This is a genomic window from Streptomyces sp. NEAU-174 (assembly GCF_052665095.1).
Genome location: NZ_JBQTCE010000008.1, coordinates 112,303 through 131,735 on the forward strand (window position 1 = coordinate 112,303; position 19,433 = coordinate 131,735).

A 19,433-nucleotide genomic window follows, 5' to 3' on the forward strand; every position below is an offset into this window, starting at 1 on the left:
CGCGGTGTGTCGCACGATCTGGCTGATATCTCGAAAGTTTTTTGTGATTGTTGGGATGACCAGGTTGGAAATGTTCTCCCGCTATTCGAACAGATATTTCATTTCTGCGATGCTCCTGGTCGAGTCCGGTGCCACCGGTTCAGCAGCCCCTCGGACAGTTCCTCCACCGTGAGCGCGTAGACCAGGTGGTCGCGCCATGCCCCGTCGATGTGGAGATAGCGCGGCCGCAGCCCTTCCTGGCGGAATCCGAGTTTCTCCACCACCCGGCGGCTGGGCAGGTTCTCGGGCCGGATGCACACCTCGATGCGGTGCAGTCCGACGGTGCGGAAGCAGTGGTCGACGGCGAGCGCGACGGACGTCGGCATCACTCCGCGCCCGGCCACCGCCTGGTCGACCCAATAGCCGATATGGCCCGAGCACATCGACCCCCAGGTGATCCCGGCGACCGTCAACTGCCCGGCCAGCCGCCCCTGGTACTCGATGATGAACGGCAGCATCCGCCCCGCGTGCGCCTCCGCCCGCAGATGGCGGACCATCTGCCGGTAGGTGGGCCGGTGGGTGACGGGGCCGCCCGGAGGGGGCGGCGGGATGGTCGCCTCCCAGCGCCGCAGCCACTCCCGGTTGCGCTGGTTGACCTCGCGCCAGGCGCGCTGGTCGCGCAGCTTTATGGGGCGGAGGACGGTGTCGCCGTCCGCCAGCACGACCGGCCAGGGGGCGTTCAGCGCGTGCTCCCGGCCCGCCCCGCGGGATCGGCGGGATCATCGGCGGAGGCGGCGGAGTCGGCGGGTCTGCGATGGTCCCCGCCATGGATCTGGTCGACCGCGTGGACCAGGATGCGGCCGAGCACCTTAAGGCCGTCACGCACCCCTCCGGTCGAGCCGGGCAGATTGACGACCAGGGTCGTGCCGGCGACCCCGGCCAGCCCCCGGGAGAGCGCGGCGGTGGGCACCTTGGCGAGCCCCTCGGCGCGGATGGCCTCCGCGATCCCCGGGATCTCGTAGTCCAGGACCCGGCGGGTCGCCTCGGGGGTGCGGTCGGTCGGGGTGAGACCGGTGCCGCCAGTGGTCACCACGACGTCGTACGAGGCCGCCACGGCGTCCCGCAGGGCGGCCTCCACCGGATCGCCGTCGGGCACCACGCGCGGGCCGTCCACGGCGAAGCCGAGCCCGGCCAGCCCCTCGGCGATCAGCGGGCCCCCGGTGTCGGCGTAGACCCCGGCGGCGGCGCGGTTGGAGGCGGTGACGACCAGGGCGCGACGCGACGCCGCTGAGCCGCTCACGACCGGCTCCAGTCGCCGGACTTGCCGCCGGTCTTCTCCTCCACCCGGACGTCGGTGATAACGGCTCCCTTGTCGACGGCCTTGACCATGTCGATCACCGTCAGGGCGGCGACCGAGACCGCCGTCAGGGCCTCCATCTCCACGCCCGTGCGGTCCGTGGTCTTCACGGTGGCGGTGATCTCGACGGCGTCGTCGGCGACCTCGAGGTCCACCGTGACGCCCGACACCGCGAGCGGATGACAGAGCGGGATCAGGTCCGGGGTCCGCTTGGCACCCATGATGCCCGCGATCCGCGCGGTGGCGAGGGCGTCGCCCTTGGGGAGGCCCTCGCCGCGCAGCAGTTCCACGACGCGCGGCGCCACGCGCACGCGGCCGCTCGCCCGGGCGGTGCGCGCGGTGACGTCCTTGGCCGAGACGTCGACCATGCGGGCGGCGCCCGAGGGGTCGAGGTGGGTGAGATGGTCCTGGGCGCTGCTCATCGTTCTCCCGGTCCGGGCCAGGTGGCTCCTGTGTGGGACGACACCGTACCCGCCGCGGTCGGCGGCTAGGCCAGCAGGACGACGTCCACCTCGGCGCCGGGGGCGACCTGGGTGACGTCCTCGGGGACGACGATCAGCGCGTTGGCGTGTGCCATGGCCTTGATCAGGTGTGATCCCGCACCGCCCACCGGGCTGACGGTGGCCGGCCCGTCGAGCGTGGCCGGCTCGTACCAACCGCGCAGGAACTGACGCCTGTCCTTGGGCGAGGAGGCGACACCCTCGGGGCAGACCGCCTGGGCGATGGTGCGGTGGACGTCGGCGCTCCCCAGCATGGTGCGGATGACGGGGCGCACGAAGAGCTCGAAGGAGACGTACGAGCTCACCGGGTTGCCGGGCAGGGCCATCAGCGGGGTGTTCTCCGGGCCGACGCGGCCGAAGCCCTGGGGCTTGCCGGGCTGCATGGCCAGCTTGCGGAAGTGCACCTCGTGCATCGCCTCCTTGACCACGTCGTAGGCGCCGACGCTGACGCCGCCGCTGGTGACGACGATGTCGGCGCGGACCAGCTGGTCTTCGACGGCGGCGCGCAGCGTGGCGGCGTCGTCGGCCACCGCGCCCACCCGGTAGGCGATCGCGCCGGCCTCCCGGGCGGCGGCCGTGAGCTGGAAGCTGTTGGAGTCGTGGATCCGGCCCGGGCCCGCCTCCTCACCGGGCTGGACCAGCTCGCTGCCGGTGGAGAGCACCACCACCCGCGGCCGGGGCCGCACCATCACGGTGGCGCGGCCGAGCGCGGCCAGCAGCCCGAGCTGCGAGGCGCCCAGGACCGTGCCGGCGCGCAGCGCGAGCTCGCCCGCGTCCGCGTCGCTGCCCCGGGTGCGCACATGCTGGCCCTCCCGCGCCGGGCGGAAGACGCGCACCCTGCCGCTGCCGCCGTGCGGGTCCGAGCCCCGCGCGGGCATATGGGTGACCGGCCCGCTGTCGAGGCCGCCGTCGGTCCACTCGACGGGGACGATGGCCTGGCCACCGGGCGGCACCGGGGCGCCGGTCATGATCCGGGCCGCCTCGCCCGGTCCCACGGCGGGCAGGTCACCGCTGCCCGCCGCGATGTCGCCGATGACGGTCAGCACCGCGGGATGGTCCTCGGTCGCGGCCGCGACGTCAGCCGTACGGACGGCATAGCCGTCCATGGAGCTGTTGTCGAACGGCGGAAGCGCGCCGGGGACGGTGACGTCCTCCACCAGGACGCAGCCCTGGGCCTCGAGCAATTGCAGCTCGATCGGCTCCAGCGGATGGACGTGCCCGAGGATGTCGTCGAGGTGCTCGGCCACCGTCCAGACCCGGTCCTGGTCCGGGCCGCGGTCCGCGGCCCGTTCTGCGGTGCTGCTCAAGGTGCTACATCTCCTCGGTGACGTAACTGCGAAGCCAATCCCGGAACTCCGGGCCCAGGTCTTCACGTTCGCACGCGAGTCTGACAATGGCACGCAGATAGTCGCCACGGTCGCCTGTGTCGTAACGGCGCCCCTTGAAGACGACCCCGTGCACCGGGCCGCCGAGGTCCGGACTGGAGGCTAGCGCCTGAAGTGCGTCGGTGAGCTGGATCTCGCCACCGCGGCCCGGCTCGGTCTCGCGCAGCACCCCGAAGACGGCCGGGTCGAGCACATAGCGGCCGATGACGGCGTAGTTGCTGGGCGCGTCCGCGGGGTCGGGCTTCTCGACCAGGCCGGTGACCTGGACGACGTCGTCGTCCACCGTCGGCTTGACGGCCGCGCAGCCATAGAGGTGGATCTGTGCCGGGTCCACCTCCATCAGGGCGATGACGCTGCCGCCATGCCGCTCCTGAACGTCGACCATGCGGGCCAGTAGCGGGTCGCGGGCATCAATGAGGTCGTCGCCGAGGAGGACGGCAAAGGGCTGGTCACCGACGTGCGGGGCGGCACAGAGCACGGCATGGCCGAGCCCCCTGGGGTCTCCCTGGCGGACGTAGTGCATGGTCGCCAGGTCGCTGGACTCCTGGACGCGGGCGAGTCGGGTCTCGTCGCCCTTACGGGTCAGGGCCTCTTCGAGCTCGTAGTTGCGGTCGAAGTGGTCTTCCAGGGGCCGCTTGTTACGACCGGTGATCATGAGGACGTCGGACAGTCCGGCGGTGACTGCTTCCTCGACGACGTACTGGATCGCCGGCTTGTCGACGACCGGCAGCATCTCCTTGGGGGTGGCCTTGGTGGCCGGAAGAAAGCGGGTTCCGAGCCCCGCGGCAGGGATGACAGCCTTGCTGATCCGAGTACGCGATTGAGTCATGTACCGAACCCTATCCGGTGCCTTTGGGACAGATGATGAGTATTCGGTGAATATGGCATGAGACAGGGAGATTGCGCACCCAGTGATCAACACCGACGCTAGTAAGCGCGCGTTGCGGAGACGTCACCTGACGATGAGGTCCAGGTTGACGGCGGATGACATCGAGACGGCCGGCGCCGCTCTGGCGTGTCGCGCCCTGGAGCTTCCCGAGCTCGCCGGGGCGGCCACGGTGGCGGCCTATGTGTCCATGGGCGGCGAGCCCAGTACGCACGCCCTGAGGGAGGCCCTGCGCGCCCGCGGGGTCCGGGTGCTGCTTCCGGTGCTGCTCGAGGACGACGATCTCGACTGGGGCGAGGACGAGGGGCCCGGCCGGCTGGCGCCCGCCCGGCGCGGCCTGCTGGAGCCCGAGGGGCCGCGGCTCGGCCCCGAGGCGGTGACCGGGGCGGACGTGGTGCTGCTGCCCGGGCTCGCGGTGGACCGGCGCGGGATGCGGCTGGGCCGCGGCGGCGGCTCGTACGACCGGGTGCTGGCCCGGCTGGCTGCGGCGGGGGCCGATCCGGCGCTGGTGGTGCTGCTGTACGACGGCGAACTGCTGGACGAGGTGCCCCAGGAGGCCCACGACCGTCCGGTGCACGCGGCGGTGACGCCGTCGGGCCTCCACCGCTTCACGCCACGGCCCCGCTGAAGGCGCCCGGAGGCGCCTGCCGGCGGGGCCGCGAGGGCAGAACGGGCCCGGGGGCCGTCCGGGGGCGGAAACGCCCCTCAGACGGCCACCGGGCCCTTCGGGGCCCATGCGGGGCCCCCGGTGCTCCATGGATCGCTACGGGGTGAGCGCCAGCTCGTCCTCCGTCGACTTGTCCACGGCGCTCTTGTTGAACGCCCAGGGCAGCAGCTCGCCCTTCGCCCACTTCTCGGTCTGGTCCGTGTAGTGCGCGTTGTAGGCGTGGCCGGAAGCGCCGGTGAGGTTGATCCAGCGCGACTTGTCGAGGTTGTCGAGGTTGACGACCATCCGCATCGAGGGGACCCAGGTGACGTCGTAGCCGCCCGCCGCGTTCCAGCCGGTGGCGTTGACCGCCGCCTCGCCGCCGGAGAGGTTCCACGGCCCCCGGTTGAGGAGCCACTGCACCACGCCGGGGCCGTCCGTGCCCAGGGTCTGGTTCTTCAGCGTCAGCCGGTGCAGCCGGCCCCAGCTCCAGCTGTTGATGTCCTTGCCCAGCTTGGCGGTGAGCTCCGAGCGTGCGGCCCGCATGGCCTGCCCCAGCAGCTCGTCGCGGTTGGTGGCGCCGGGCTTGTTGCGGGTGCCCGCCGTCTTCCACCAGTCGTTCTTCGGGTCCTTGATGATCTTGCGCACGACCTCGTACCAGCGGTCGCCGCCATCGGGCTGCGCCATGTCGGGGTCGCGCTTACCGCATTCGCGCACCAGCCGGGCGTTGCCGTTCAGGTCCTCCAGCGGACCCGAGTCGTCGGCCGGGCGCACCCGCAGGCACTCCCCCTTGACCCGCAGCTCCTTGGGGAGCTTGTCACCGAAGGCCAGCTTGAGGGTGTTGCGCCAGACGGCGTTGAAGTACGCGGCGGCCGCCGAGTCCGAGTCCTGGGTGTAGTCCCAGCTCTCCAGCAGCTTCTGGGCCTCGCGTACGTAGTCGTCCTTGACCTCGATCTTCAGCAGATAGGGCGTCAGCAGCTTGGCGATCTCGCTGCTGTTGTCCATCTGAAGGGACTGCATGTCGTCCGTGGAGATCTTCCCGCCGTCCTTGACCTTGGACTCGATGAGGTCGGTGATGCGCTGGCTCCGCGCGCCGTAGCCCCAGTCGTCGGTCAGCAGATACGGGTAGTTCTTCTTGTCTATGACGGCCTGGTTGGCGGTGACGATATAGCCGCGGTCGGGGTTGAGTTCCCAGGGCAGCGCGGACTGCGGAATGTACTTGCTCCACTTGTAGCGCGAGTCCCAGCCGGGCGCCGGATAGCGGCCGTCGCCCTTGGAGCGCACCGGGATCTGACCGGGCGCCTGGTAGCCGATGTTGCCCTTGGTGTCGGCGTAGATGAGGTTCTGGGAGGGGACCGCGAAGTCGCGGGCCGCCTTACGGAAGTCGCTGAAGTTCTTGGCGGTGTTGAGCTTGAAGACCGAGTCCATGGTGTTGGACGGGTTCAGCGCGGTCCACTTCAGCGCCACCGCGTAGCCGTCGCCGCGGTCGGGGGCCACGTCATCGGCGCCGGTGCCCACCGGGGCGCTCTTACCGACGTCGGCGAGTTCGTCGTCGCGGTCGGAGACGATCGGGCCGTTGTTGGTGGTGCGGACGGTGATCCTACGGCTCGCGCCGCCCGCGACCTTGATGGTCTCCTCGCGGGTGGTGAACGGGAGCTGCTTGCCGTCGTAGAGATAGCCGTCGGAGGTGACCTTCTCCAGGTACAGGTCGCTGACGTCGGCGCCGAGGTTGGTCATGCCCCAGCTGATGTCCTGATTGTGACCTATGACCACACCGGGCAGACCGGCGAAGGTGAAGCCCGCCGCGTCGAACGGACACTCGCTGGTGACCTGCTTGCAGTGCAGCCCCATCTGGTACCAGACGGACGGCAGCTGGGGCGCCAGGTGCGGATCGTTGGCGAGCAGCGGCTTGCCGGTGGTCGTGTACTTGCCGGAGACCACCCACGAGTTGGAGCCGATACCGGTCCCGTTCGGGCCCAGCAGCGCCGGGACGTCGTCCAGGGTCTTGGAGAGCGAGGACAGCTGCGTCTGAAGCCCCTGAGCGGCTCCGGTGGCCCCTCCGTCCACCGAGCCGGTGCCGCCCGTGCCGCCCGTGGAGCCGGCCGGGGTGCCCTTGGGATCGAACTCGTCCGTGACCTCGTTGACGGCGCCGCCCTGGACGATCGGCTTGTTCCGGCTGTACGGGTAGGACGGGTAGAGCTCGTCTATCTGCTTGGCGCTGAGCCGGTTGGAGGCCAGGGCGCGGTCCACCTCGTCCTGCATGTTGCCGCGCAGGTCCCAGGCCATCGCCTTCAGCCACGCCAACGAGTCGACCGGGGTCCACTTCTCGGGCTTGTAGCCGTCGTTCTTGAAGTCCAGGGCCGCGTACTCGACCGACAGCGCGTCCCCTTGGTGGTCCTTGAGGTAGGCGTTGACGCCGTCGGAGTAGGCTCGCAGATACTTCTTTGTCGAGGCCGACACCTTGGTGTCGTACTCCTGCTTGGCCACCCGGTGCCAGCCCATGGTGCGCAGGAACGCGTCGGTCTCCAGCTGGCCGGAACCGAACATCTCCGAGAGCCGGCCCGCGGTCATATGGCGGCGGACGTCCATCTCCCAGAAGCGATCCTGGGCCTGGACGAACCCCTGGGCGCGGAAGAGGTCCTCGGAGGTGCCGGCGTAGATCTGAGGTATCCCGTAGCCGTCACGTTTGACCTGTACGGGGCCGGACAACCCCTTCAGCTGTAGCGATCCCGTGGTCTCCGGGAATGAGGCTCGAACGGTACTGATGCTCCAGTACGCGCCGTAGCCGACGCCCCCGACGAGCAGCAGCACGACTGCGATCACGATCAGGCGGAGACGTCGGCTCTTCTTCTTTTTGGGAGAAGAGCCGGTTGTGTTGGCGGGCATCGCTGTCCTTCGAGGGGCAGGGTGAACCTGGAGTGCTGGAGCAACCATAGGCGCAGCGCTGTCGCCGCCCCTACGCGGAGTCATGACTGACGTCCTGCACCGGCCACCGTCCCGGCTCGTACACCTCGGCGAAGCCTTCTCGTGGGAGGCTCGCGTCAAGATCCCGTAAAATGTTAGATAAGGCAATGAAGTTCCGGTCGGTGGGGACCCCTTCGCAGCGTTCCCTCCGCTCCCGCGAGAAAGGGTCGGCCCCTGACTGTTCACCACCTCAATGAACTGCTGTTGATCTGCTCCCTCGTCCTGCTCGTCGCGGTGGCGGCCGTAAGGGTGTCATCACGCAGTGGACTGCCCACGCTGCTGATCTATCTCGGGATCGGCGTCGCCATCGGCACGGACGGGATCGGCGTCACCTTCAACGACGCCGAGCTGACGCAGATCCTCGGCTACGCCGCGCTGGTCGTCATCCTGGCCGAAGGCGGTCTGGGCACGAAGTGGGGCGAGATCAAACCCGCCCTGCCCGCGGCCGCCGTCCTGTCCACCGTGGGCGTCGCGGTAAGCGTGGGGATCACCGCGGCGGCAGGGCACTACGTGGTGGGACTGGACTGGCGGCAGGCGCTGATCATCGGCGCGGTGGTGTCGTCCACGGACGCGGCGGCGGTCTTCTCGGTGCTGCGCACGGTGCCGCTGCCCAAGCGGCTCACGGGCGTCCTGGAGGCGGAGTCGGGCTTCAACGACGCCCCTGTGGTGATCCTGGTGGTCGCCTTCTCCAGCCAGGGCCCCATGGATTCCTGGTACTCCCTGATCGGCACGATCGCCCTGGAGCTGGCGATCGGCGCGGTGATCGGCATCGCGGTCGGCTGGCTGGGCGCCTACGGCCTGCGTCATGTGGCGCTGCCCGCCTCGGGTCTGTACCCGATCGCGGTGATCGCCATCGCGGTGACCGCCTACGCGGAGGGTTCGCTGGCGCACGGGTCCGGCTTCCTCGCCGTCTACCTCGCCTCGCTCATCATGGGCAACGCACGGCTGCCGCACTGGCCGGCGACGCGCGGCTTCGCCGAGGGGCTGGGCTGGCTCGCCCAGATCGGGATGTTCGTCCTGCTGGGGCTGCTGGTCACCCCGCATGAACTGGGCGATGACATCCTGCCCGCCCTCGCGGTGGGGCTGGTGCTGACCGTGGTGGCCCGCCCGGTGTCGGTCCTGGTCAGCACGGCGCCGTTCCGGCTGCCCTGGCGGGAGAAGGCGCTGCTGTCCTGGGCGGGGCTGCGCGGGGCGGTGCCGATCGTGCTGGCGACCATCCCGATGGTCAGCGATGTGCCCGACAGCCGCAGGATCTTCAACATCGTCTTCGTGCTGGTGATCGTCTACACCCTGGTCCAGGGGCCGACGCTGCCCTGGCTCGCCCCCCGGTTGCGACTCGAGGAGCCCGAACCGGCCGACCTGGGCATCGAGTCGGCGCCACTGGAGCGGCTGCGCGGTCATCTGCTGTCGGTGTCGATCCCCCAGTCGTCCAAGATGCACGGCGTCGAGGTCGGCGAGCTGCGGCTGCCCCCGGGGGCCGCGGTCACCCTGGTGGTCCGGGACGAGACCAGCTTCGTACCGCTGCCCTCCACGATGCTGCGGCGCGGCGACGAGCTGCTGGTGGTGGCCACGGACCCGGTGCGCGACGCGGCGGAGCGGCGGCTGCGGGCGGTGGGCCGGGGCGGCAAGCTGGCGGGCTGGCTGGGCATGGGAGCGGGGTGAGGGGGCCTGTCGGAGGCCGCCTCGGGCGGTGTGTTCGATCACCGCATGCCTCGTCCCAGTGGACTGACGCGCGGGAATACTGCACTATGGAGCGTCGTTAGCACTCATTGAGTGAGAGTGCCAGGAGGAAGAACGTGCCGACCTATCAGTACCAGTGCACCGAGTGCGGCGAGGGCCTCGAGGCGGTGCAGAAGTTCAGCGACGACGCGCTCACCGAGTGCCCCAACTGCAAGGGACGCCTGAAGAAGGTGTTCTCGGCGGTCGGCATCGTGTTCAAGGGTTCCGGCTTCTACCGGAACGACAGCCGCTCCTCCTCCAGCAGCTCGAGCGGCGGTTCCAACAAGCCGGCTGCGAAGAGCGACAGCTCCGGCTCGTCGTCCTCCTCGTCCTCGGACTCGTCTTCGTCCTCGGGCTCCTCTTCCTCGTCCTCCTCCTCGACGTCTTCGTCGTCGACGCCCTCCTCGGCGTCTTCGTCCTCGACGTCGAGCTCGGCCGCCTGATCCGGCCGCCTGGTTCTTCTGCTTCAGCGACACCCCGTCACCTCCCCCGGGAGGCGGCGGGGTGTCGTTCGCGTGGGCGCGGGTGGCTAGGGTGATCACATGGTCGAGACCAGCAGGCAAGCAGACATAGGGGTCATCGGAGGATCGGGGTTCTACACGTTCCTCGACGACGTGACCGAGATCACCGTGGAGACTCCCTATGGGGCGCCGAGCGACTCGCTCGTCCTCGGCGACATCGAGGGGCGCCGGGTCGCCTTCCTCCCGCGGCACGGCCGCAAGCACCATCTGCCGCCGCACCGCATCAACTACCGCGCCAACCTCTGGGCCCTGCGCTCGCTCGGGGTGCGGCAGGTCTTCGGCCCGTGCGCGGTCGGCGGACTTCAGCCGGAGTACGGGCCTGGCACGCTGCTCGTCCCGGACCAGCTGGTGGACCGCACCAAGGGACGTACGCAGACCTACTTCGACGGCGAGCAGCTGCCGGACGGCCGGATCCCGAACGTGGTGCACACCACATTCGCCGACCCGTACTGCCCGGTGGGCCGGAAGGCGGCCGTGGACGCGGCGCGCGGACGCGGCTGGGAGCCGGTGGACGGCGGGACGATGTGCGTCGTCGAGGGGCCGCGCTTCTCGACCCGCGCCGAATCGCGCTGGCATGCGGCGCAGGGCTGGTCGGTGGTCGGCATGACGGGCCATCCGGAGGCAGTGCTCGCCCGTGAACTGGGGCTCTGCTACACGTCGTTGACGCTGGTCACCGACCTGGACGCGGGAGTCGAGACCGGCGAGGGCGTCACCCACACCGAGGTGCTGAAGGTCTTCGGGGAGAACGTGGGCCGACTGCGCGAGGTGCTCTTCGACGCGGTGGGCAGGCTGCCGGAGACCTCCACCCGGGACTGCCTGTGCACCCACGCCCACGACGGCTGGGACCTGGGGATCGAACTTCCGTAGACGCGGTGCGGGGTCGCCGGACGGGGCGGGGGTCGCTCGGTCGGGTGGCCGAGTTATCCACAGCCCGGTGGCCGTCCACAGGCCCGAGCGGGACCGGGTGGGGGCAGGCATGGTGAGGGGGCCAGAAGCACTCGGACCCTCACGGCAGGCGGTGATGTGCCATGTCCCATCCGTCCCCCACCCTCGCGTTACCCCGCTCCGCTCCCCCGGCCCGTGCGGTGGCCCGCTTCGATCCGGTGCGCACCGGGCGCACCGGTGGATTCGGGCTGCGGCGGACCGTGCGGCGACGCCGTCGTGCGATGGCGGCCGGGCTCGCGCTGACGGCCGCCGCGCTCGCGGCCGCCGCACCGTCCGGCCGGGAGCACACGGACGCGGTGTCCTCCCGGGCGCCCGCGCCCACGGGTGAGGAGCGGCGGGGCGGCCCGCGCCCCGCCATGGTCTCGGCGCCGGTCCGGATCGCCGACGCCGCGGCGGTACGGCTGCTGCACCCAGGCGACCGGGTGGATGTGCTGGCCACGCCGCTGCCGGACGCCGCACGGGCCCGCTCGTCCGGTGCTGCGGCGCGGGTGGTCGCGCGTGGGGTCCGGGTGGCCGAGGTGCCGGGGTCTCGAAGCGCCCGCGCGACGGACAGCGAAGCCGACGGCGGCGCGCCGGAGGCCGATGTGGAAGCGGATGCGAGCGGCGACGGGGCGCCGGACAGCGGCACGCTCGACGGCCCGGCGGACGGCGGCGGGGCGCTGGTGGTGCTGACGGTGCCGCAAGCGGACGCCACCGCGCTGGCCGGGGCCGCGGCCGACTCCCGACTGGCGGTGACGCTATGCCGCCGCTGACTCCCCCAACTCCCCCGGCTCCGCCGACTCCCCCGACTCCCCTGATGCCCCTCTCACCTGCGGGTGTAGGTTGCGGAACCGTCCGCTCAAGCACCGACGCGGCGAAAGAGAGGCAGTGGGTTGAGTCAGGAGAAGGTGACCGAGGAGAAGCAGAGCGTCATGGAGGGGTTCAAAGCCTTCCTGATGCGCGGCAATGTGATCGACCTGGCCGTCGCGGTCGTCATCGGAGCCGCTTTCACCGCCGTCGTGAACTCGATAGTGAAGGGCCTCATCAACCCCATAGTCGGAGCCTTCGGCACGAAGGACCTCGAGAAGTACCGCTCCTGTCTCAAGGCGCCCTGCGAGACCAACGCCACGGGCGATATCGTCCACGGCATCCCGATCCTCTGGGGAAGCGTGCTTTCCGCCGTGCTGACCTTCCTGATCACCGCGGCGGTGGTGTACTTCCTGATGGTGCTGCCGATGTCGCGCTATCTGGCGCGGAAGGCCGCCAAGGAGGCGCAGGCGGAGGAGGAGCAGGCCGTCGCGGACGCCGAGGAGATCATTCTGCTGCGCGAGATCCGCGACGAGCTGGTGGCACAGCGCGCCACCGTCCGCGACGGTGGCGGCAGCGGCTCCAGCGCCTAGGAATCCGTCAGAGGTGGTGGGGCGGCTTCTCGTCGAGGAACCGGGCCAGATCAGCGGCATCGTCGGCACTGTCGCCGCCGGGAACCCGCTCACCCCACCCGTGGTCCGTATCGTCCGATGACCGCTGCGCGAAGGGATCGTCGAAGCTCAGCGCGGCGGCCGGATCGCGCGGTCCAGGGGCAGGGGCGGTGCTCATGCCTCAAGAGTACGGCCCGGGCAGCGGCTCGGTGTATCGGCCGAGCTCGTCGTGCCACCACAGATCACGCCCGGGCCTCCAGGACACCGGGCAGGCCAGCCGGTGGACCACCAGTACGGACCGCACCTCGGGGCAGCCGGCCAGCGCCCGGTCGACATGGCGCTTGAGCGGCTGTATCTCCCCGCCGTGCTGCCCGGCGTCCGCGGTGATGACGACCTTGGCGCCGACCTCCCTGATCCGGTCGCGCAGCTCATGGGGGCGCAGCCCCATGGGGAGGCTGGCGCGGACGACGTCGAGCCGGCCGCAGGCGAGCGTGGCGATCACGGACTCGGGCACCAGCGGCAGATGGACCGCCACCCGGTCCCCGGCGCGGACACCGAGCCGGGTGAGCGCGGCGGCGGCCCGGGCAGCCTGGTCGAGCAGCTCGGCATGGGTGAGCTCCTCGGTGCAGTCCGGCTCGCTGATCCAGCGGAGGGCCACCCGGGCGGCCCGCCGAGGGTCGGCGGCCGGTGTCGGGAGCTCCTCCGTCCGAGAGCTACGGGGCACGGCGGTCTTCTTTCGGACGGGGGCGAACGGCATACAGCTCAGATTGCTGTCAGGCCATCAACGTCTGATGAACGCCCTCTATATGAGAGGTCCTCATCCCGTCCGGCGCGCTTCGGCGGCGATCGCGGAAGGGCGGATACGGGGGTGGTTCGCGCCTCGCCACTCGACCATGCCATGGCTTCCCGTGCTACGCATAGCTTCCATGGATGCCCAGCGGACAAACCCCGAATCTGCCCCCACCGGTCCGGCCGACGGCCTGACGGATGTCCACGGACTGCGGGTGGGCCATGCCCAGCGGTCCGGCGGCGGCCGGCTCACCGGAACGACCGTGGTGCTGGCCCCCGAGGGCGGGGCGGTCGCCGCCGTCGATGTGCGCGGCGGCGGCCCCGGCACCCGGGAGACCGATGCCCTCGATCCGCGCAATCTGGTCCAGCGTGTCGATGCCGTCGTGCTGACCGGCGGCAGCGCCTTCGGGCTCGACAGCGCCTCGGGGGTGGCCGCCTGGCTGGAGGACCACGGCCGGGGCTTCCGGGTCGGGCCCGACCCGGCGCAGGTCGTTCCGGTGGTGCCGGCCGCCGCCCTCTTCGACCTGGGCCGGGGCGGCGACTGGCGGGCCCGCCCGGATGCCGCGCTGGGGCGCGAGGCGATCGAGGCGGCGGCCGGTTCGGAGACGGGGGCTCCGGTCGCACAGGGCAATGTGGGGGCGGGCACGGGCGCGGTGGCCGGTGGGCTCAAGGGCGGCGCCGGTTCGGCCTCCACGGTGCTGCCGTCCGGCGTCACCGTGGCCGCGCTGGCGGTGGTCAACGCCGCGGGGTCGGTCGTCGATCCCGGTACGGGCGCGCTGTACGGGGAGCACTACGGACCGTCGGAGGAGGGCGGACCGCACCGGCCCGGCGCGGCCGTGCACGTGGAGGCGATGCGCCGGCTCGCCGCCGCGCGGGCCGAGTCGGAGCGGCGGCAGGCCGCGTCGGTGCGGCCTCCGCTGAACACCACGCTGGCCGTGGTCGCCACCGACGCCGTGCTCACCCGGGCCCAGGCGCAGAAGCTCGCGGGGACGGCACACGACGGTCTGGCGCGCGCCATCCGGCCGGTGCATCTGCTCTCCGACGGCGACACGGTCTTCGCCCTGGCCACCTGCGGGCGCCCGCTGATACCGGAGGGCGACCCCGAGGACGCCGGCGATCCGGCGTTCGGGGTGCACCGGGAGAGCGGTGCGCTGAACGAGGTGCTGGCGGCCGGGGCGGACATGCTGACCCGGGCGGTGGTCAAGGCGGTGCTCGCGGCGGAGACCGTGGACGGCCCGGGCGGTGTCTTCCCCGCGTACCGGGATCTTTACGGCCTCTGATCCACGGAGGCCGGGGGAAGGAAGCCTCCGGCCGGGAGAAGCGGGCCGGAGCGATGAGGAGAGGGGGGCTTCGGATGGATACGGATCTGCTGATCGTCGGCGGTGGCCCGGCGGGCTGTGCCGCCGCCGTGATGGCGGCGAGCGTAGGGATGCGCTCGGTGCTGATCGAGTCGGGCGACGCCCTGTGCGGGGCGCTGCGGCGCATCCCGGTGGTGCGGAATGTCCTCACCGCCACCAACGGCCCGGATCTGGCGGCGGCGATCGAGGCCGATCTGGCGCAGTGTGATCTGTGCCGGGTGGAGCTGGGCCGCCGCGCCACGCTGATCGATGCCTTCGACGACCGCGTCGAGGTCACGGTGGAGGCTGTGGAGCCGGCCGGGTCCCCGGGGTCCGATCGGGCGAGTGAGTCGCGGCTGACCGCTCCATACGTCGTCGTCGCCACGGGAGTCGGGCCGCTGGGTCCCGAGCGAGCGGGATGGCTCGGGGGCGCGGCGGGCCGGGCGCTGCCACAGCTGTGGGAGGCGGAACCGGACGCGATCGACGACCGGACGGTGCTGGTCCTGGGGGCGGACCGGCCCCTGGGCACGGTGGCGCGGGCCCATCCGGAGCTCCAGGCCCGCTTTGTGGTGGCGTATCCGCCCGAGGACGCCTACAAGACCGAGGAGGTCCGGCGGGACCCGCGGGTGGAGCTGGTGGCCGTGCGGCGGCTGGAGTTGGGGCCCGGGTCCGCGTCGGCACCGGTCACCGCAGAGGTCGAGACGGTGGAGGGCGAGCGGCGCACGCTCGCGGCCGACCTCGTCTTCCTCAACCTGGGCAGCGCCCCGGCGCCCCCGGCCGGGGCCGTGGCGGTCGACCGGTCCGGCTACTGCCCTCCCGGGAGCCAGCACCCCCGGGTCTTCACCGCCGGTGATCTGCGGTCGGTCCGCTTTCAGCGGATCGCGACCGCCATGGGGTCGGGTGGCGAGGCCGCGCTCGGCGCCTACTACGCCTCGCGCGGTCTGCCCACGGAGACCGGCGGCCCGACCACGGAGGTGGGCAGGCCGCCGGGCCCGACAGGAGGTGGCTGAGATGCGGTCAGACCGCCACCGCCACCTTCGACTCGTCCTCGGTGGCTCCGCCCGTGGCAGCACCGCCGCCCGCCTGGCCGGTGGCCTCCGGCTCCGCCGTCTTCCGCAGCCCCTTGAGGAAGACCACCAGACCGGTCGAGACCACCGTGCCCGCCACGATGGCCAGCAGGTAGAGGAACGGCTGGCCGATCAGCGGGACCACGAAGATGCCGCCGTGCGGGGCGCGCAGCGTGCAGTCGAACGCCATCGACAGCGCACCGGTGACGGCACCGCCCACCATCGACGAGGGGATCACCCGCAGCGGATCCGCCGCGGCGAACGGAATGGCGCCCTCACTGATGAAGGAGGCACCCAGCACCCAGGCGGCCTTGCCGTTCTCCCGCTCGGTCTTGGTGAACAGCCGTCCGCGCACGGTGGTGGCAAGGGCCATCGCCAGCGGCGGGACCATACCGGCGGCCATCACCGCGGCCATGATCTTGAGGCTTCCGGTGGAGGGGTCCGACACCGCGATACCGCCGGTGGCGAAGGCGTAGGCCACCTTGTTGACCGGGCCGCCCAGGTCGAAGCACATCATCAGACCGAGGAGGACACCCAGCCCGATGGCGTTGGCGCCGGAGAGACCGTTGAGCCAGTCGGTCATCGCCTCCTGCGCGGAGGCGATGGGCTTGCCGATCACCACGAACATCAGGACGCCGACGATCGCGGAGGAGATCAGCGGGATCACCACCACCGGCATGATGCCGCGCAGCGACGCCGGGACCTTGAACCGCTGGATGGCCATGACGACCGCGCCCGCGATCAGACCCGCGACCAGACCGCCGAGGAATCCGGCCTTGATGGTGGTCGCGATGTAGCCGCCCACGAAACCGGGGACCAGACCGGGCCGGTCGGCCATCCCGTAGGCGATGTAGCCCGCCAGGACCGGCACCAGGAAGGTGAACGCCGCACTGCCGATCTGGAAGAGCAGCGCCGCCCAGCTGCTGGTCTCGGTCCAGACGAAGTGGTCCGCCACGGACTTGGCGCTCGCGATCTCGTAACCGCCGATCGCGAAGGCGAGCGCGATCAGCAGACCGCCCGCGGCGACGAACGGGACCATGTAACTGACGCCCGTCATCAGCCACTTGCGCAGCCGGGTGCCGAAGCCGTCACCGGCGGCACCGTCCGCGTCCATGGGCGCCGAGCCCTCCGCCGCGCCGTCGGCCGGTGTGGCGATCTCGCCCCGCGCGGCCTTCCCGCGCGCCTCGGCGATCAGCTCGGCGGGGCGGTTGATGGCCGCCTTCACCCCGACGTCCACCGTCGGCTTGCCCGCGAAGCGGGCCTTCTCCCGCACCTCCACATCGTGCGCGAAGACCACCGCGTCGGCGGCGGCGATGGTGGCGGCGGGGAGCTTGTCGAATCCGGCCGAGCCCTGGGTCTCGACCACCAACTCGACCCCGGCCTCGCGAGCGGCGTTCTCCAGCGACTCGGCGGCCATATAGGTGTGGGCGATACCGGTGGGGCAGGACGTGACGGCCACGATCCGGAACGGGGCCACCGGCTCCGGCGCGGTCTGGGAGGCAGCGGCGGAGGCCGCAACCGAGTCGGAGGCGGCGGGCTCGGCCGCAGCAGGCTCGGCCGGAGCAGACTCAGCGGCTGCGGGCTCCCCAGCGGCGAGCTCAGCGGCCGCGAACCCAGCCGTGGCGGGCTCCTCGCCGCGGATCAGGGCGGCCACCTGTTCGGGCTGGTCGGCCGAGCGCAGCGCATCGGTGAAGTCGGCGTTCATCAGCTGCCGGGCAAGGCTCGACAGGATCGTCAGATGGTCGCTGTCCGCGCCCGCCGGGGCGGCGATCAGGAAGACCAGATCGGCCGGCCCGTCCGCCGCGCCGAAGTCGATCCGGGCCGCGCTGCGCCCGAAGGCCAGGGTCGGCTCGGTGACATGGGCGCTGCGGCAGTGGGGTATGCCGATGCCGCCGTCCAGGCCGGTCGGCATCTGTTCCTCGCGCGCCGCCACATCGGCGAGAAAGCCGTCGAGGTCGGTGACCCGGCCTGCCTCGACCATGCGTTCGGCGAGCGACCGGGCGGCGGCTTCCTTGGTGTCGGCGGACAGGTCAAGGTCGACCAGATCCGCGGTGATCAGCTCACTCATCTCGCGGCTCCCTTGTGTGCGGTGCCGCCCTGGGGGAGGCGGGCGGACGGAGTGGGGACTGGGGGGTGGGAGTGGGGTCGGCCGGTCACGCGGGCTCCTTGAGCACACGGTCCAGCGGGATGTCCGACGTGGTGACCACGGCGGGAGGATCGAGGTCGGCCGGGGTCGGCATGGCGCTGCCCGGCAGCTGCACCGCGGCCGCTCCATGGGCCACGGCCGAGGCGAGGGCGGCGGGCCCGGAGCCGCCCGCCGCGAGGAATCCGGCGAGCGAGGCGTCGCCCGCGCCGACGTTGCTGCGCACGGCGGCGACCCGGGCGGTGCCGAAGTACGCGCCGGTCTCGTCGACCAGCAGCTGGCCGTCGGCGCCCAGGCTGGCGAGCACGGCGCGGGCACCCAGCCCGCGCAGTTCCTCGGCCGCCTTGACCGCCTCGCCCACGGTGGCCAGCGGACGGCCCACGGCCTGGGCCAGCTCCTCGGCGTTGGGCTTCACCACATCGGGGCGCTCGCGCAGGGCGGCGGTCAGCGAGGGGCCGGAGGTGTCCAGGGCGATCCGGGCGCCCGCCCGGTGGGCCCGCGCCACCAGCTCGGCGTACCACTCGGGTGCGAGCCCCCGGGGCAGGCTGCCGCAGCAGGCGATCCAGTCGGCGCTCTCGACCCTCGTCCGGACGGCCTCCAGCACCGCCTCGGCCTCGGCGTCGCTCAGTTCGGGCCCGCTCGCGTTGAGCTTGGTGAGGGTGCCGTCCGGTTCGGCCACGGAGATGTTGACCCGGGTCGAGCCCGCCACGGGCACGCCCGCCGCCTCGATGCCCAGCTCCTCCAGCAGCCGGGCGAGCAGCGCGCCCTCCGGTCCGCCGAGCGGCAGCACGGCCACCGTGCGCTGCCCCGCGGCGGCCACGGCGCGCGAGACATTGACGCCCTTTCCGCCGGGGTCGACCCGGTCGGCCGTGGCCCGCAGCACGGCGCCGCGCTCCAGCGCGGGGATCTCGTACGTACGGTCCAGGCTGGGGTTGGGGGTGACGGTGAGAATCATGCGCGTGCCACTTCCGTGCCCTGGCGCTCGATGGCCAGGGCGTCCTGGGGGCTGAGCCCGGTGTCCGTGATGAGCAGATCGACATCGTCCAGGCCGCCGAACCGGGCGAAGTGCTCCCGGCCGAACTTGGCGGAGTCCGCGAGCAGCACCACCCGCCGGGCCGCCGCGATCATGGCGCTCTTGACGGCGCCCTCCGCGAGATCGGGTGTGGTGAGCCCGCCGTCCAGCGAGAAGCCGTTGGTGGCGAGGAAGACCACATCGGCCTTGATCTCGCCGTAGCCGCGCAGCGCCCATGCGTCCACGGCGGCCCGGGTGCGGTGGCGGACCCGCCCGCCGACGAGGTGCAGCGCGATACCGGGGTGGTCGGCGAGGCGGGCGGCGACCGGCAGGGCGTGGGTGACGACGGTGAGCTTGGCTTCCAGGGGAAGGGCGGCGGCGAACCGGGCCGCCGTCGAGCCCGCGTCGATGATCACGCTGCCGTCGGACGGCAGCTCGGCGATGGCGGCCCGCGCGATGCGGTCCTTCTCATCGGCGGCGGTGGACTCGCGCTCGGCGAGATCGGGCTCGAAGTCCAGCCGTCCGGCCGGGATGGCACCCCCGTGCACACGGCGGACGAGCCCTGCCCGGTCGAGGGCGCGCAGATCACGCCGTACGGTCTCGGCGGTGACCTGGAACTCCTCGGCGAGGGACAGGACATCCACCCGCCCGCTCTCGCGGGCGAGCCGGAGAATCTCCTGCTGACGCTCCGGTGCGTACATGTGGGTTTACGTCCCTTCCATGCCCGAACCTGTGATTTCGCGGCCAGATTACGTGGGCGATGCAGGAAAGTAAACAGACTCGGGC

The 19,433-nt window shown here is 71.6% G+C and carries 19 protein-coding genes; 8 read left to right on the plus strand and 11 right to left on the minus strand.

The window, feature by feature from the left end:
• Window positions 1-98 precede the first annotated feature (98 nt).
• The 5 genes from ACT2CW_RS23765 to galU all read right to left on the minus strand — a co-directional run bounded on the left by ACT2CW_RS23765 (window position 99) and on the right by galU (window position 4,050).
• Entirely contained in the window at window positions 99-722 is a 624-nt protein-coding gene (locus ACT2CW_RS23765) for a GNAT family N-acetyltransferase (protein WP_445518409.1), read from the minus strand.
• Entirely contained in the window at window positions 719-1,279 is a 561-nt protein-coding gene (locus ACT2CW_RS23770) for a MogA/MoaB family molybdenum cofactor biosynthesis protein (RefSeq protein WP_164432404.1), read from the minus strand. The genes ACT2CW_RS23765 and ACT2CW_RS23770 overlap by 4 nt, the downstream gene beginning before the upstream one ends.
• Window positions 1,276-1,758: a cyclic pyranopterin monophosphate synthase MoaC gene (gene moaC, locus ACT2CW_RS23775; protein WP_037948204.1), complete on the minus strand. Its 483-nt coding sequence runs from the start codon at window positions 1,756-1,758 to the stop codon at window positions 1,276-1,278. Before moaC ends, ACT2CW_RS23770 begins: the two co-directional genes overlap by 4 nt.
• Window positions 1,759-1,823: 65 nt before the next feature.
• Window positions 1,824-3,143, minus strand: a complete 1,320-nt coding sequence (glp, locus tag ACT2CW_RS23780) for a molybdotransferase-like divisome protein Glp (RefSeq protein ID WP_086882445.1) — start codon at window positions 3,141-3,143, stop codon at window positions 1,824-1,826.
• 4 nt (window positions 3,144-3,147) lie between these two features.
• Complete coding sequence (gene galU / locus ACT2CW_RS23785) at window positions 3,148-4,050, minus strand: UTP--glucose-1-phosphate uridylyltransferase GalU (protein WP_164432400.1); 903 nt, start codon at window positions 4,048-4,050, stop codon at window positions 3,148-3,150.
• Window positions 4,051-4,135: 85 nt separating this feature from the next.
• Between galU and ACT2CW_RS23790 the strand changes: the two genes are divergently transcribed.
• Entirely contained in the window at window positions 4,136-4,735 is a 600-nt protein-coding gene (locus ACT2CW_RS23790; protein WP_311766933.1) for a 5-formyltetrahydrofolate cyclo-ligase, read from the plus strand.
• 135 nt (window positions 4,736-4,870) lie between these two features.
• Here ACT2CW_RS23790 and ACT2CW_RS23795 read toward each other — a convergent pair whose 3' ends face one another.
• Entirely contained in the window at window positions 4,871-7,639 is a 2,769-nt protein-coding gene (locus tag ACT2CW_RS23795; RefSeq protein ID WP_182471701.1) for a penicillin acylase family protein, read from the minus strand.
• Window positions 7,640-7,891: 252 nt separating this feature from the next.
• On the opposite strand from ACT2CW_RS23795, the gene ACT2CW_RS23800 reads away from it, so the two are divergent.
• The 5 genes from ACT2CW_RS23800 to mscL all read left to right on the plus strand — a co-directional run bounded on the left by ACT2CW_RS23800 (window position 7,892) and on the right by mscL (window position 12,281).
• Window positions 7,892-9,379 (plus strand): potassium/proton antiporter, encoded by a 1,488-nt coding sequence (locus tag ACT2CW_RS23800; RefSeq protein ID WP_164432420.1) that lies wholly within the window; start codon window positions 7,892-7,894, stop codon window positions 9,377-9,379.
• 134 nt (window positions 9,380-9,513) lie between these two features.
• Complete coding sequence (locus tag ACT2CW_RS23805; RefSeq protein WP_445518199.1) at window positions 9,514-9,879, plus strand: FmdB family zinc ribbon protein; 366 nt, start codon at window positions 9,514-9,516, stop codon at window positions 9,877-9,879.
• 99 nt (window positions 9,880-9,978) lie between these two features.
• Window positions 9,979-10,824 carry an S-methyl-5'-thioadenosine phosphorylase gene (locus ACT2CW_RS23810; protein WP_164432392.1) on the plus strand — a complete coding sequence of 282 codons (846 nt, stop codon included), beginning with the start codon at window positions 9,979-9,981 and terminating at the stop codon, window positions 10,822-10,824.
• Between the two features lie 161 nt (window positions 10,825-10,985).
• On the plus strand, window positions 10,986-11,654 hold the full coding sequence (locus tag ACT2CW_RS23815; RefSeq protein ID WP_445518200.1) for an RcpC/CpaB family pilus assembly protein: 669 nt from the start codon (window positions 10,986-10,988) through the stop codon (window positions 11,652-11,654).
• Window positions 11,655-11,813: 159 nt separating this feature from the next.
• A complete protein-coding gene (mscL, locus tag ACT2CW_RS23820) occupies window positions 11,814-12,281 on the plus strand; it encodes a large conductance mechanosensitive channel protein MscL (RefSeq protein WP_138915960.1) in 468 nt (155 codons plus the stop codon).
• Window positions 12,282-12,288: 7 nt separating this feature from the next.
• Here mscL and ACT2CW_RS23825 read toward each other — a convergent pair whose 3' ends face one another.
• Together ACT2CW_RS23825 and ACT2CW_RS23830 are read right to left on the minus strand one after the other, a co-directional pair.
• On the minus strand, window positions 12,289-12,477 hold the full coding sequence (locus ACT2CW_RS23825) for a hypothetical protein (RefSeq protein WP_078559050.1): 189 nt from the start codon (window positions 12,475-12,477) through the stop codon (window positions 12,289-12,291).
• Between the two features lie 3 nt (window positions 12,478-12,480).
• On the minus strand, window positions 12,481-13,023 hold the full coding sequence (locus tag ACT2CW_RS23830; protein WP_241787560.1) for an AMP-binding protein: 543 nt from the start codon (window positions 13,021-13,023) through the stop codon (window positions 12,481-12,483).
• A gap of 202 nt (window positions 13,024-13,225) precedes the next feature.
• Between ACT2CW_RS23830 and ACT2CW_RS23835 the strand changes: the two genes are divergently transcribed.
• Window positions 13,226-14,368: a P1 family peptidase gene (locus tag ACT2CW_RS23835; RefSeq protein WP_445518201.1), complete on the plus strand. Its 1,143-nt coding sequence runs from the start codon at window positions 13,226-13,228 to the stop codon at window positions 14,366-14,368.
• 74 nt (window positions 14,369-14,442) lie between these two features.
• Window positions 14,443-15,435, plus strand: coding sequence for an FAD-dependent oxidoreductase (locus tag ACT2CW_RS23840; protein ID WP_445518202.1), 993 nt, complete (start codon window positions 14,443-14,445; stop codon window positions 15,433-15,435).
• Window positions 15,436-15,442: 7 nt separating this feature from the next.
• Here the strand turns inward: ACT2CW_RS23840 and ACT2CW_RS23845 are convergent, their stop codons facing one another.
• The 3 genes from ACT2CW_RS23845 to ACT2CW_RS23855 all read right to left on the minus strand — a co-directional run bounded on the left by ACT2CW_RS23845 (window position 15,443) and on the right by ACT2CW_RS23855 (window position 19,348).
• Entirely contained in the window at window positions 15,443-17,560 is a 2,118-nt protein-coding gene (locus ACT2CW_RS23845; RefSeq protein ID WP_445518203.1) for a PTS fructose transporter subunit IIABC, read from the minus strand.
• A gap of 85 nt (window positions 17,561-17,645) precedes the next feature.
• Window positions 17,646-18,590, minus strand: a complete 945-nt coding sequence (gene pfkB / locus ACT2CW_RS23850; protein WP_445518204.1) for a 1-phosphofructokinase — start codon at window positions 18,588-18,590, stop codon at window positions 17,646-17,648.
• Window positions 18,587-19,348, minus strand: coding sequence for a DeoR/GlpR family DNA-binding transcription regulator (locus ACT2CW_RS23855; protein ID WP_137979202.1), 762 nt, complete (start codon window positions 19,346-19,348; stop codon window positions 18,587-18,589). The genes pfkB and ACT2CW_RS23855 overlap by 4 nt, the downstream gene beginning before the upstream one ends.
• Window positions 19,349-19,433 lie beyond the last annotated feature (85 nt).